Here is a 13,254-nt window from a genome sequence, read left to right as displayed (position 1 = left end):
TGGAATTTAGATATGGCAAAGGTGTGCTATTGCGCAGATGACTTTGCAATGAATGCAGAAATATCTGACGCAATTATTCAACTTATTGAACAAGGTGCGCTTCAAGCCACCTCATGTATGACCCAATCTGATTTATGGGAAACTGCTGCTGCCAAATTAAAACCGTTTAGTGATCGAGTTGATATCGGTTTACATTTAAATCTTACCCATGCTTTCGCTTCGGGTAATCTGGTTTTTCCCTTACCTATGCTTATAGTCCGAGCATGGTCTGCAAGTCTTAATCGCGAATTAATCACTCAATGTATTGAGGAGCAATGGGACTTATTTGTTTCAGTATTAGGAAAACAACCTGACTTTATAGATGGTCATCAACATATTCATCAATTTCCATTTATACGTGATATTTTGCTGCAATTACTAAAAGAGAAAAAATTTACGGGTTGGATTCGAAATTTACAACAGCCGATCAATCCCCCTCCTTACCGTTTTAAAACTCGTATGCTCTCAGCATTAGGTTCTAACTCTTTGGCAAAAGCTTGCCAGACATATCACTTTAATCAAAATGGCCAATTTGCTGGCATCTATGATTTCAAACTGACCAATTATGGCGAACTCAATCAATATTGGCTTGCGAATGCAAAAGACCATTTACTGATTATGTGCCATCCAGCACTTGCACAATCAAATGATCAAGATCCAATTCAACACGCCCGAATTCAAGAATATCAATACTTCTGTTCGGCTCAGTTCCAACTTGATTGTCAACAATACGGTATCCAGCTCACCAGACTAGGGGCAATGCAATGAATATAAAACCCTTTTTATCCTGCGTTGTTCCAGCCTACAACGAAGCAGAGAATTTAAAAACCTTTATTCCTGCTTTAGCAAATAGTCTAAAACAGCAAAATCTTAGCTATGAAATTATTGTGGTAGATGATGGAAGTAAAGACGATACCATTCCAATTTTACAAACAATGATTGAGGATTATCCTTTAGTTGTGCTGGAGCTTTCACGGAACTTTGGCAAAGAAGCAGCTTTAAGTGCCGGTTTAGACCATGTGACTGGTGAAGTCGCTCTACTGATTGATGCTGATTTTCAACATCCATTTGAAGCAATTCCAACCATGATTAATCTTTGGAAAAATGGTTATGACATGGTCTATGGTATTCGTAATCGTACAACCGAATCATGGCTTAAACGTGTTCTAACCCAAGCTTATTACCGCATTTTAAACTTAAGTTCACCTATTGATATTCCAGAAAGTGCTGGAGACTTCCGGCTACTCGATGCAAAAGTTGTTGAAGCCATCAAACAATTACCAGAAAAAAATCGTTATATGAAAGGTCTATATGCTTGGGTTGGCTTTAAAAGTATAGGCATTAATTTTTCTGAGCAAGAACGTCAACATGGCCGTTCTAGCTTCAACTTAAAATCTCTTTTTAACTTAGCCATGTCAGGTTTAACGGGTTTTTCTGATTTACCTTTACGCGTATGTATTTACTTAGGTGCAATTCTGGCCTTAGGTGCGATGAGCTACGGAGTGTGGATTATCATTAAAACTTTGATTGAGGGAATTTCCATTCCGGGCTGGGCAACACTTGCGGCAGGTATGACACTATTAGGTGGCATTCAATTGTTATTCATTGGAATTTTAGGTGAATACATTGGCCGCATTTATGCTGAAGTTAAAAACCGCCCAAAATATATTATTTCTACCGAACATTCTCGTACTAAGCAGGAACATTCAATCGCCCACCAAGAAAATACGTTCTCTAGTTTCTAATGTTTGCTCATATTCTTCAGCTTGCGCGGTTTACTACTACCGGGACCGCAGCAGCACTTACTCATTATAGTGTAGCCATGCTTCTATTTAAGAAACATGTTGCACTGCAATATGCCAATTTATGCGCTTTTCTACTGGCCTATTGGGTGAGCTATTTTGGGCACCGCGTTTTTACGTTTAAAGCACAACATCTTACGCATCGGCAGACTCTCCCGAAATTCACGTTGGTTGCCGGCTTAGGTTTTTTATTTAATGAAAGTTTTCTTTTACTTTCAAACCTCTATTTTAACGTACCTGTTTCAACCTTAGTGTGTACTGCAATTGTTCTGACATCTATGGTGACTTTTTTACTTAACCGTTTTTTTGCATTCCAACATTAAGGATTATGTATGCAGCAATGGCTTCGTAGTTCCAAATTTTTATTAATATTCTTACCAATTTGGCTATTTGTTTTGTCTTGGATTAGGCCCTTATCTGTACCAGACGAAGGTCGCTATGGAGATATTAGCCGTACTATGTTCGAATCTGGAGACTGGTTAACTCCACGAATCGATGGCTTACCTTTCATGCATAAGCCTCCTTTACTACATTGGTTAAGTTCTATGTTTATGGAGCTTTTTGGTGTGCATGTATGGGTGTTACGTTTAGTACCTGTTTTGGCTGGTACCCTCATGTTAGTGGGACTATTTTTATTTGTAAAAAAACATATTTCAGAAAACGTTGCACAACTTACCGTTATTATTTTAGCCACTAACCTGCTTTTTTTTGGTAGTAGCCAATACATTAACCATGATTTACTGCTCGCCTCTTGGATCACCATTAGTGTTTTATGTTTTGTTGACTTCACCATTTCTGCACGGAAATCTATTTTATTTTTAGGTTATATCGCTGGTGCAGCAGCCTTCTTAAGCAAAGGTTTAATTGGGATTTTAATTCCCGGGATGATTCTTTTACCGTGGTTAATTTACACCAAGCAATGGAAGAAAATACCTTCTCTTCTTAATCCATTGGCTATCTTGTTATTTTTACTCATCGTTAGTCCGTGGCTCTACTTAGTACAAAGTAAATATCCTCAATTTTTACACTATTTTTTTATTGATCAACAATTTAATCGTTTTAGTTCAAAAGAGTTTAATAACAAACAGCCATGGTGCTTCTATCTGATGATTTTATTTGTCAGTTTTTTACCATGGCTTTTTGCGAGTAGATTTACGTCTATAAAAACCATTTTTAAAGATTACAAATCATGCTCTTTACTTGCCCTATTTGTATGGTGGTTTGTTTCTGTTACGGTTTTCTTCTCTATTCCGCCTTCTAAGCTAGCAGGCTATATTTTACCTGCTGTTCCGCCTCCTGCCATTTTCTTCGCGCTTGTGATGAATAAGGTTCTTGAAAGCAGTAATAAAACCAGATTGCAGACTTGGGGTATTCCTGTATTTACTGTACTTGTTGGAATTGGCGTTAGTGCAACACCACATTTTATTCGTGCACATCAGCCTTTTTTCCAAAACCAAGCCATATTTATTTATCTCATTGGTGCCTTATTAATTGTGCTTCCACTTGTGTTAGTTGGGCTATATAAAAAACAGAAATTGAACTATTTGACTTATATTTTTATAAGTTTAATTGTTCTATGTAGTGCAGTCCCATTTGCTGTTCGTATTTTAGATACCAAAAACAATGTAGGCCAAACAGATTTTGCTGAGTACATTGCCCCATCTACAAAAATCGTTTTCTACAATTATTATTTCTATGATGTTCCATTCCTTTTACAACTTAAGCAACCTGTTTATATGGTAAATCAATGGGATACTGTGCATTCAGATAGCGCCTCTTTAGAAATTAAAGATGGTTTATTATTTGAACCGCAACTCAAAAAGTACTTGTGGAGCGAACAGCAGCTTCAAGATGCTCTAATGCAAAAACAAGATCTGATCGTGGTAAGTCAACCTCATAATTTTGCAACTAAAGACCCGTCAGTAAAAACTTTGCATTACAGAAACTATGATGTGTTTATTTTCCATCCCTCGAAATAAACCAGAAATAAAAAAGGAAGCCGAAGCTTCCTTTTTTTATTTTAAAACGTTTTACTCTTCAGAAGTATCTTCATTATTAGATACAGCTTCTTCGCTATCAGTTTCAGTCGTATCTACTTCACCTTCAAGAAGTTCTTCTTCGTCTTCTACAGCTTCAATTGAAACTACGCCAACGAGCGTTTCTTCTTCGCTTAAACGGATCAGACGAACACCTTGAGCATTACGGCCTGTCATTGCAACTTCTGCAGCACGCGTACGAACAAGCGTACCACCATCAGAAATTAATAATAACTCTTTGGTTTCATCAATAGAAACTGCACCAACTAGCTCACCGTTACGTTCACTTGTCTTGATCGCAATAACACCCTTACCACCACGTTTCTTGGTCGGGAAGTCATTTACTGGAGTACGTTTACCATAACCGTTGGCACTCGCACACAGTACTTCACCTGTCTCAGGCACAACAACAAGCGATACGATGCGACTTACTAGACTTGAATCTGCTGAATCATCATTATCATCTGAATCATCATTTTCAACATCTGCATCTTCTTCACTTAAGGTGCTGCTTGCAAAGCTTACACGCATACCACGTACACCTTTCGCTGTACGACCCATTGCACGTACGTCAGTTTCAGCAAAACGAATTGCCTTACCTTCGTTAGAGAACAACATAATTTGCTGATTACCATCAGTAATCGCAACACCAATTAAGGTATCTTCTTCATTAAGTTCAATAGCACGTAGACCATTTGAACGAATGTTTGCAAATTGTTCTAACTCAACACGCTTAACCGTACCAGAAGCTGTCGCCATAAACACATAGTGGTTTTCCGGGAACTCGGTTAATGGCAAGATTGCAGTTACGGTTTCTGTTGCATCTAGAGGTAACAAGTTCACGATTGGACGGCCTTTTGCCCCACGTGATGCTTGAGGAACCTCAAATACTTTCAAACGGTACACTTTACCCACGTTGGTAAAGCAAAGTACGGTCGCGTGGTTCGATGCCACAATCAGATGTTGAATAAAGTCATCATCTTTCATAGAGGTTGCAGACTTACCACGTCCACCACGGCGCTGTGCCTGATAGTCTGAAAGAGGTTGAGTTTTTGCATAACCCGTTTGCGAAACCGTTAATACCACTTGCTCTTCAGGAATTAAATCTTCACGGCAGAAATCCACACGAGATTCAACAATTTCGGTACGACGTGCATCGCCATATTGTTGTAAAACTTGTGCCAACTCTTCGCGAATAACACCCATTAACAAGTTAAAGTCATTTAAAATTGCAGTAAGTTCAGCAATTTGACCTAAAATTTCAGTATATTCCGCATGTAACTTGTCTTGTTCAAGACCAGTTAAACGGTGTAAACGTAATTCTAAAATTGCGCCTACTTGTGTTGGTGACAGACGGTAAATTGAATCACTTAAACCAAATGGACGATTTGGATCTTCACCTTCAATTTCATCTGGGCGAACGGAAATTGCACCAGCTTTTTCAAGTAGTGCAACAACGCCACCACCCGCCCACTCACCCGCAAGTAAACGCTCACGCGCTTCAGCAGGGTTTGCAGAAGTTTTGATGGTTTCAATAATTTCATCAATATTGGCTAAAGCAACTGTCAAGCCTTCCAAGATATGCCCACGTTCACGTGCTTTACGTAATTCGAACATGGTACGGCGTGTCACAACTTCTTGGCGGTGACGAATAAATGCCGCAATAATATCTTTTAGATTCATCAATTTTGGTTGTCCATTGTCTAGACAAACCATGTTGATGCTGAATGAGTTTTCAAGCTGGGTATTTAAGAATAAGTTATTTACAACGACTTCTGCGTTTTCACCGCGTTTCAAGTCAATTGCAATACGCATACCTTCTTTATCAGACTCATCACGAAGTTCTGAAATACCTTCAAGCTTTTTCTCTTTTACTAACTCGGCAATACGTTCAATAACTCTTGCTTTGTTTACTTGATATGGAATTTCAGTAAAGACGATGGTTGTACGACCTGTCTTTTCATCTTCTTCGAAATGGTATTTACCACGAATGTGTAAACGACCTTTACCGGTACGGTAGGCATCAACAATACCTGATTTACCGTAAATAATACCGCCTGTAGGGAAGTCAGGACCAGTAATGTATTCCATCAATCCTTCAATCGAGATATTCGGATTGTCAGCATAAGCCAAACAAGCATTCACAACTTCTGTCATGTTGTGTGGTGCCATGTTAGTTGCCATACCTACAGCAATACCAGCAGCACCGTTAATTAACAAGTTTGGAACACGTGTCGGAAGTACTTCAGGGATACGTTCCGAACCGTCGTAGTTATCTTCCCAGTCAACTGTGTCTTTTTCTAAATCTGCAAGAAGCTCATGTGCCAGCTTAGTCATACGGACTTCGGTATAACGCATTGCCGCAGCGCTATCACCATCGATCGAACCGAAGTTACCCTGACCATCAACCAATAAATAACGTAAGCTAAAGTCTTGAGCCATACGAACAATGGTTTCATAAACAGCTGAGTCACCATGCGGGTGATATTTACCGATTACGTCCCCAACGACACGAGCAGATTTCTTGTAGGCTTTGTTATAGTCATTGCCCAATTCGTGCATGGCATAAAGCACACGACGGTGAACAGGTTTAAGACCGTCTCTCACATCCGGCAATGCACGAGATACAATTACACTCATCGCGTAATCTAAATATGAATGCTTGAGTTCGTCCTCAATGGCAATCGGTCGGATTTCCGATACGCTCATGCATACTCCTTCTTACAGATAGATATTTCTATCCGTTTATATGTCTTGATCTTGCAAAAAATTTAGTTCCGGAAAGTGAACTAAAATCGAAAAAAATATAGCTGTATACTATAGCATAAAAGCGCTTTGTAATGTGCGGAATCTACACTGGCAATCTGGTGATATTTGTATAATTTAATTGCATATTATTCTACTCTTTTAGCTGCAATCATTATCTTCATGCCTAATCAAAACTATGTGAATTTTATTTTATAAAAATCAAACATCCAAAGCATAAATTTTCTAATTTTTACTTCTAACTTCAGACTGTAAAACAAAAAACCCCTAGTTTAAAACTAGGGGTTTTTAACTTTAATCAATAAAGATTAAAGCTTAGATACCAACTCTGGTACTACAGCGTTCAAATCACCAACTAACCAGTAGTCAGCAACGCTGTTGATTGGCGCTTCTTCGTCTTTGTTGATAGCAACAATAACTTTAGAATCTTTCATACCAGCCAAGTGCTGGATCGCACCAGAAATACCTACAGCAATGTAAAGCTCAGGTGCAACGATTTTACCAGTTTGACCAACTTGGAAGTCGTTAGGTACAAAGCCTGCATCAACTGCTGCACGTGAAGCACCTTGTGCTGCACCAAGCTTGTCAGCTAATGGGTCAAGTACTTTGTGGTAGTTCTCACCAGAACCTACACCACGACCACCAGATACAACAATACGAGCAGCTGTTAATTCTGGACGATCAAGTTTAACGATTTCTTCAGATACAAACTTAGAAACACCAGCATCTTTTACTTCGCCAACTGTTTCAACAGCAGCTGAACCACCTTCCGCAGCAACTGGATCAAATGCAGTACCACGAACAGTACCAACAATGATTGCTTCGTCAGATTGAACAGTTGCAATCGCGTTACCAGCGTAGATTGGGCGCTTGAATGTGTTAGCCGATTCAACAGAAATAATGTCTGTGATCATGCTTACATCAAGAAGCGCAGCAACACGTGGAAGAATGTTCTTACCAGTTGTAGTAGAAGCAGCTAAAACGTATTTGTAACCTTTAGCCAAGTCAGCAACTAAGCCAGCTACGTTTTCAGCTAATTGGTTTGCATAAGCAGCGTTGTCAGCAAGTAATACTTTGCTCACACCAGCAACTTTAGCAGCAGCGTCAGCAACTGCTTGAGCGCCTGAACCAGCAACTAATACAGTAATATCACCACCGATTTTTTGAGCTGCAGCAACAACGTTTAAAGTAGCACCGTTAAGTGTCTGGTTGTTGTGATCAGCGATAACTAAAATACTCATGATTTTATCCTTCCGTATTAGATCACTTTCGCTTCATTTTTCAATTTTTCAACAAGCTCATCCACAGATTTCACTTGTACACCAGCTTTACGTTCTGCAGGCGCTTCAACTTTAATCGTTTTAAGCTTAGTACCAGCTGTGACACCGTAATCAGCAGGAGATTTAGTATCAAGCGGTTTTTTACGAGCTTTCATGATGTTAGGCAATGCAGCATAACGTGGCTCGTTTAAACGCAAGTCAGTTGTAATGATTGCAGGAAGTGCAAGTTCAACAGTTTGTAAACCACCGTCGATTTCACGAGTCACTTGTACTTTACCGCCATCCACTTTCACTTCAGAAGCAAACGTACCTTGACCAGCGCCTAATAATGCACCAAGCATTTGACCTACTTGGTTAGAGTCATCATCAATTGCTTGTTTGCCAAGAAGGATAAGTTCTGGTTTTTCAGCGTCAACAACACCTTTTAAGATTTTAGCAACTTCTAGAGCGCCAATTTCGTCAGTAGTTTCAACTAAAATACCGCGGTCTGCACCCAAAGCCATTGCAGAACGGATTTGTTCTTGAGCTTCTTTAGGACCAATAGAAACAACAACGATTTCTGATACTGTTCCTTTTTCTTTTAAGCGAACCGCTTCTTCCACTGCGATTTCACAAAATGGGTTAATTGACATTTTAACGTTGGTAAGGTCAACCCCACTATTGTCCGGCTTAACACGAACTTTAACGTTGGCATCAACCACACGTTTTACAGCAACAAGAGCCTTCATGTAATCCTCGGCTGTTCTAGCAAAAGTAAATGTTGAGAAAAGTATATTAACTCTTCGATTAAAATTTTTTAGGTACCCTATCTTGCAATGTGTTTGGCATTTCGGTCAAGTCACAATTTTCTGGAACGGGGCAAAAAAAATGAAATCATCAGTTCATAAAAAAAATTTTATACATATCTAACTCCTATTTTATTCTTTTTAAAGTCTATTTTATACATTGATTTTTATTATCTTTTTATCTTATTTACCTTATTAGTCAGAGGGATAAGACTCTCAAAAATGAGTCAAAATTTATAGTTTTTAGACTATATATGCCGACAAAATAGGCAAAGATCAAAATGGTCAATTGGGTAATTTCATCGATTTCCTTTAAACAAATTTGTAAAAAAATACAAATGATCTCTACATTCTGCTTTTTAATCCAGTTAAAGCGGCTTAATGCTTAGTGGCTCGTGGATGGGCCTGATCGTACACTTGGGCCAAATGATCAAAATCAATATGTGTATAAATTTGAGTAGTCGATAAATTGCTATGACCTAACATTTCTTGAACTGAGCGTAAATCACCACTACTTGATAACATATGACTAGCAAAACAATGTCGAAGTAAATGTGGGTGTAAGTCGACATTTACACCCGCTCTTTGTGCCTGAAGTTTTACACGCTTTTCAATTTGCCTAGGGGTTAATGCACCGCCTCGCTGTGAAATGAAAACGGAAGCATTTTGGTCAAAATGGCCTTTCCAGATATTATAAATTTTTAGCCAATTCAATAAGCTTTCTTTTGCCTTTTTCCCAAACGGTACAATACGGGTTTTATTTCCTTTACCTGTAATACGAACGAGTTGACGATTAAAATCAATATCTTTAATCGTTAAGCCTTGCAGTTCAGCGAGCCGTAAACCACTTGAGTACAGTAGTTCCAACATGGCTTTATCTCTTAACCAAAGCTGCTGATCAACTGGTTTTTCAGGCATGGGTTGATCTAAAATTTGATTAACCGTTTCTATGTCAATCATGCCCGGTAAAGGTCTAGGCTGACGTTTCAATTTAAAATCGTCAGTAGGATTAATTTCTAGGTATTTGCCCTGTTCAGCCCACTTCATAAACTGACGAATAGAAGTAAGATGACGTTGCATGCTACTTGAACTTAACTGGTCCTGTTCGACACGTTGAGCCAAATATTCACGTAAATCTGAAGCTTCAACATTTCTTAAATCAACTTTTTTAAGCTCACAAAACTCAAGGAAGCTTCTAACATCTCGCTCATAAGCGGTAATTGTGTGCTCAGACTGGTTTTGAATTTTTCTTTCTTTTAACCACATTGAGAGCAGTTGTAATGCAAAATCCAAATTGCTCTCCATTTATTTGCCCATTTTTTTGAGTGTACCAAAAACTATTTAATCAGGAAAATTTGATATCGCACAGCATAATGAATCCAACTTATATATTACAATTTATACCAAGTATCCGTTGGACTTACACCATGACCGCCATACTCATTCCTTATTTAATTGCCATTACTTTACTTACCCTTACCCCTGGTTTAGATACAACTTTAATTATTCGTACTGCAACACTTGAAGGAAAATCTAAAGCGTTTCAAGCAGCTCTTGGAATTAGTCTTGGCTGTATTGCTTGGGGAATTGTCGTGGCATGCGGTCTAGGTGCCCTACTGATGGCATCTGACTTAGCATTCAATATATTGAAATGGATGGGCGCCGCTTATTTAGCATGGCTGGGTTTAAATATGATTTTAAAACCTCGTAGTCAGCTCGCAGATATACAAGAAAGTAATTCAAATCGCTCTACTTCAGAGAATTGGTTTATTAAAGGTTTCTTTGGCAACTTACTCAATCCAAAAGTTGGTATTTTTTATATTTCATTTCTTCCCCAGTTCATTCCAGCGCAAGCATCGGCTGTTACTTGGGTAATGGGACTAGTAATGATTCATGTGGTGATTGGCGTGTTATGGTCAAGTCTATTAATTCTGGCTATGCAGCCACTTTCGCGCTATCTAAAGCAACCCAAGTTTGTAAAATATATGGACCGAATTACGGGCAGTATTTTTGTTCTATTCGCTTTGAAATTGGCGTTGAGTAAAAGGTAATAAAATCAAAAAATATTGTACATATAAAAGAAAGCCTCTTTTATCACTTTAACTGATAAAAAGAGGCGTTTGCTTAGGTAACGCGATTAACCTTGGAAATAACGTAAATCCAAACGTCCATCATATACATGAGTTGTTGGACCAGTCATCCAGACCACATCACCTTCTTGCCATTCAATTTGTAGCTTACCGCCAGCAAGTTCAACTTCTACAGAGTTCGCAAGTAGACCACGGCGCATGCCACTTACCGCAGCAGCACAAGCTCCTGTACCACACGCAAGTGTTTCACCCACACCACGTTCAAATACACGTAAGCGAACATGCTTGTCATCAATCACTTGCATGAAACCAGCATTAACGCGTTCAGGGAAACGTTTATGTGATTCAACTTGCGGGCCAATACCTGCTACATCAGCAGTAAGCACATCTGGAACAATAGTGACCGCGTGTGGGTTACCCATGTTCACAACATCAATACTAATGTTTTGGTCATTTGCCAACTCAAGGGTATATAAAGCTTCAGGTTCATCAGCCACAAATGGAATTTCATTTGGCAGAAACTTTGGGTAACCCATATTTACGCGCACCCAACCATTTTGCCCAAGCTCTGGCTTTACAATACCCGCTTTGGTTTGTACGGTAATGTTGGTTTTATTGGTTAAATGACGTTCGTGAACAAAACGGGCAAAACAACGCACACCATTACCACATTGCTCAACCTCAGAACCATCTGCATTGAAAATACGGTATTTAAAATCAGCTTCGGGTACATCTGGTGGTTCAACAATTAAAAGCTGATCAAACCCCACACCAAAGTGTCGGTCTGCCAAACGTTGAATTGTTGCTGTATCTAAATAAGCTCTTTGGCTAATTAAATCAACCACCATGAAATCATTGCCTAAACCATGCATTTTGGTAAATTCTAATAACATCTCATTTACTCCTCAGGCAATAAACGTTCTTTTTCCCAAAGCGACTCAACCGTTTCACGTTCACGAATTAAATAGCTTTTTTCACCTGATACCATGACTTCTGCTGCACGGCCACGCGTGTTGTAATTTGAGCTCATGACAAAACCATAAGCCCCGGCACCAAGTACAGTCAACAAGTCATTTTCTTGTAATGCGAGTGAGCGGTCTTTACCAATGAAATCACCTGTCTCACAAATTGCACCAACCAAATCCCAAGTTTTTTCTTCGGTATCTGTACGTGGTACAACAGGTTGAATATCCATCCAAGCTTCATATAAAGCAGGACGAATTAAATCATTCATTGCTGCATCAATAATCGCGAAGTTACGATGCGTCGTTGGTTTAAGCAAATCAACTTTGGTTAAAAGTACACCTGCATTTGCACTGATGCTACGACCCGGCTCCATATAAACTTTCAAGCCTAATTTTTCTAAAGCCGGCTTCATAGAGTTTGCATATTCTTCAACACTTGGTGGTGTTTCATCTTTATAACAAACCCCTAAACCACCACCGATATCGATATGTTTCAGATTAATGCCTAGTTTTTTCAACTCATCAATCATCACAATGACACGGTCTAAAGCATCAACAAATGGTTTAGTTTCAGTGAGCTGTGAACCAATGTGGCAATCAATACCTACGATTTCAAGGTTAGGTAAAGATGCAGCATATTGATAAGTTTCATAAACTGCATCACTTGGAATACCAAATTTATTTTCTTTTAATCCTGTTGAAATATAAGGATGCGTTTTTGCATCGACATCAGGATTTACACGTAAAGAAATAGGCGCTTTTTTGCCTAGGCGAGCTGCTACTTTTTGAATACGGTCCAACTCTGCATAAGACTCGACATTAAAACAGGCAATCCCTACATTTAATGACGTTTCAATATCAGCTTCAGTTTTACCTAAACCTGAAAAAACAATTTTAGAAGCATCGCCACCTGCTTTTAAAACACGTGCTAGCTCACCACCAGACACAATGTCAAAACCCGCACCAAGTTTTGCCAAGACATTAAGAACAGCTATATTGGAGTTCGACTTCACCGCAAAACAGATTTGATGATCAATAAAGTCAAAGGCACGATCCATATCTAAATAATGTTTTTCAAAAGCTGCTTTTGAATAAACATATAACGGTGTGCCAAATTGCTGCGCAAGCTGCTCTAGAGAACATTGCTCTGCATGCAATACTCCATTAATGCGGGTGAAACTCATGAAGGTGTCCTTATTTCAAAGCTTAAGGTGATGTAGTTTGTGGTTGAGCGGCTGATGATTCGACTGACTGTTCAGCCTGTTCATCTTGTTGCACAACTTGTTTCTGTTCTTTATTACGATAGAGCAAGTATTTTGCACGTTTGTCATAATTTGGATCAGAAGGTAGCTGCAATGCTCCTGACTGACCGCAAGCGCTAAGCAAAATACTGCTGCTCAATAAACTGATGAGGCAAATGACACGACGCATCTGAGCACCTGATTTAAACAATTCGATGCAGTATACCGTGATCAGGCAAGCGGCTAAAGA

Annotated in this window: 12 protein-coding genes; 5 read left to right on the top strand and 7 right to left on the bottom strand. The window is 39.0% G+C overall.

Annotated features, from left to right (window positions below):
- The first annotated feature begins 12 nt into the window (after positions 1-12).
- The 4 genes from G9371_RS00155 to G9371_RS00140 are packed head-to-tail and all read left to right on the top strand — an operon-like array spanning position 13 to position 3,820.
- Positions 13-807: a ChbG/HpnK family deacetylase gene (locus G9371_RS00155; protein ID WP_001140935.1), complete on the top strand. Its 795-nt coding sequence runs from the start codon at positions 13-15 to the stop codon at positions 805-807.
- Complete coding sequence (locus G9371_RS00150) at positions 804-1,784, top strand: glycosyltransferase family 2 protein (protein ID WP_001022407.1); 981 nt, start codon at positions 804-806, stop codon at positions 1,782-1,784. The genes G9371_RS00155 and G9371_RS00150 overlap by 4 nt, the downstream gene beginning before the upstream one ends.
- A complete protein-coding gene (locus G9371_RS00145; RefSeq protein ID WP_000457363.1) occupies positions 1,784-2,164 on the top strand; it encodes a GtrA family protein in 381 nt (126 codons plus the stop codon). Before G9371_RS00150 ends, G9371_RS00145 begins: the two co-directional genes overlap by 1 nt.
- 9 nt (positions 2,165-2,173) lie before the next feature.
- A complete protein-coding gene (locus G9371_RS00140) occupies positions 2,174-3,820 on the top strand; it encodes an ArnT family glycosyltransferase (protein WP_029423976.1) in 1,647 nt (548 codons plus the stop codon).
- Between the two features lie 51 nt (positions 3,821-3,871).
- On the opposite strand, the gene gyrA is transcribed toward G9371_RS00140, so the two are convergent.
- The 4 genes from gyrA to xerA form a co-directional block, all read right to left on the bottom strand.
- Entirely contained in the window at positions 3,872-6,586 is a 2,715-nt protein-coding gene (gene gyrA, locus G9371_RS00135; RefSeq protein WP_000116449.1) for a DNA gyrase subunit A, read from the bottom strand.
- Positions 6,587-6,951: 365 nt separating this feature from the next.
- Positions 6,952-7,884 carry an electron transfer flavoprotein subunit alpha/FixB family protein gene (locus G9371_RS00130; RefSeq protein WP_000025985.1) on the bottom strand — a complete coding sequence of 311 codons (933 nt, stop codon included), beginning with the start codon at positions 7,882-7,884 and terminating at the stop codon, positions 6,952-6,954.
- Positions 7,885-7,901: 17 nt separating this feature from the next.
- The gene (locus G9371_RS00125; RefSeq protein ID WP_000646179.1) at positions 7,902-8,651 is read right to left on the bottom strand and encodes an electron transfer flavoprotein subunit beta/FixA family protein; all 750 of its coding nucleotides are present in this window, start codon (positions 8,649-8,651) and stop codon (positions 7,902-7,904) included.
- A gap of 435 nt (positions 8,652-9,086) precedes the next feature.
- Positions 9,087-9,974 (bottom strand): site-specific tyrosine recombinase/integron integrase, encoded by an 888-nt coding sequence (xerA, locus tag G9371_RS00120; protein WP_161782832.1) that lies wholly within the window; start codon positions 9,972-9,974, stop codon positions 9,087-9,089.
- 161 nt (positions 9,975-10,135) lie between these two features.
- Here xerA and G9371_RS00115 point away from each other — a divergent pair, with 161 nt between their 5' ends.
- Positions 10,136-10,759 (top strand): LysE family translocator, encoded by a 624-nt coding sequence (locus tag G9371_RS00115; RefSeq protein ID WP_000125210.1) that lies wholly within the window; start codon positions 10,136-10,138, stop codon positions 10,757-10,759.
- Positions 10,760-10,845: 86 nt separating this feature from the next.
- On the opposite strand, the gene dapF is transcribed toward G9371_RS00115, so the two are convergent.
- From dapF to lptM, 3 genes are read right to left on the bottom strand one after another with little or no spacing between them, the layout of a single operon-like run.
- A complete protein-coding gene (gene dapF / locus G9371_RS00110; protein ID WP_000923480.1) occupies positions 10,846-11,691 on the bottom strand; it encodes a diaminopimelate epimerase in 846 nt (281 codons plus the stop codon).
- A 5-nt stretch (positions 11,692-11,696) separates the two neighbouring features.
- Complete coding sequence (gene lysA, locus G9371_RS00105) at positions 11,697-12,947, bottom strand: diaminopimelate decarboxylase (protein ID WP_000011145.1); 1,251 nt, start codon at positions 12,945-12,947, stop codon at positions 11,697-11,699.
- Between the two features lie 22 nt (positions 12,948-12,969).
- Entirely contained in the window at positions 12,970-13,194 is a 225-nt protein-coding gene (gene lptM / locus G9371_RS00100; protein ID WP_001255198.1) for an LPS translocon maturation chaperone LptM, read from the bottom strand.
- Positions 13,195-13,254 lie beyond the last annotated feature (60 nt).

The organism is Acinetobacter sp. EKM10A, from assembly GCF_011075215.1.
Classification (GTDB): domain Bacteria; phylum Pseudomonadota; class Gammaproteobacteria; order Pseudomonadales; family Moraxellaceae; genus Acinetobacter; species Acinetobacter baumannii.
This window is presented reverse-complemented; position numbering and strand designations above follow the sequence as displayed.

What these genes read in the sequence shown, in the direction of transcription:
- lptM (WP_001255198.1), bottom strand. Translation starts at nt 13,194, where the DNA reads ATGCGTCGTGTCATTTGCCTCATCAGTTTATTGAGCAGCAGTATTTTG.
- G9371_RS00150 (WP_001022407.1), top strand. Translation starts at nt 804, where the DNA reads ATGAATATAAAACCCTTTTTATCCTGCGTTGTTCCAGCCTACAACGAA.
- dapF (WP_000923480.1), bottom strand. Translation starts at nt 11,691, where the DNA reads ATGTTATTAGAATTTACCAAAATGCATGGTTTAGGCAATGATTTCATG.
- G9371_RS00130 (WP_000025985.1), bottom strand. Translation starts at nt 7,884, where the DNA reads ATGAGTATTTTAGTTATCGCTGATCACAACAACCAGACACTTAACGGT.
- G9371_RS00125 (WP_000646179.1), bottom strand. Translation starts at nt 8,651, where the DNA reads ATGAAGGCTCTTGTTGCTGTAAAACGTGTGGTTGATGCCAACGTTAAA.
- xerA (WP_161782832.1), bottom strand. Translation starts at nt 9,974, where the DNA reads ATGTGGTTAAAAGAAAGAAAAATTCAAAACCAGTCTGAGCACACAATT.
- G9371_RS00140 (WP_029423976.1), top strand. Translation starts at nt 2,174, where the DNA reads ATGCAGCAATGGCTTCGTAGTTCCAAATTTTTATTAATATTCTTACCA.
- G9371_RS00115 (WP_000125210.1), top strand. Translation starts at nt 10,136, where the DNA reads ATGACCGCCATACTCATTCCTTATTTAATTGCCATTACTTTACTTACC.
- gyrA (WP_000116449.1), bottom strand. Translation starts at nt 6,586, where the DNA reads ATGAGCGTATCGGAAATCCGACCGATTGCCATTGAGGACGAACTCAAG.
- G9371_RS00155 (WP_001140935.1), top strand. Translation starts at nt 13, where the DNA reads ATGGCAAAGGTGTGCTATTGCGCAGATGACTTTGCAATGAATGCAGAA.
- G9371_RS00145 (WP_000457363.1), top strand. Translation starts at nt 1,784, where the DNA reads ATGTTTGCTCATATTCTTCAGCTTGCGCGGTTTACTACTACCGGGACC.
- lysA (WP_000011145.1), bottom strand. Translation starts at nt 12,947, where the DNA reads ATGAGTTTCACCCGCATTAATGGAGTATTGCATGCAGAGCAATGTTCT.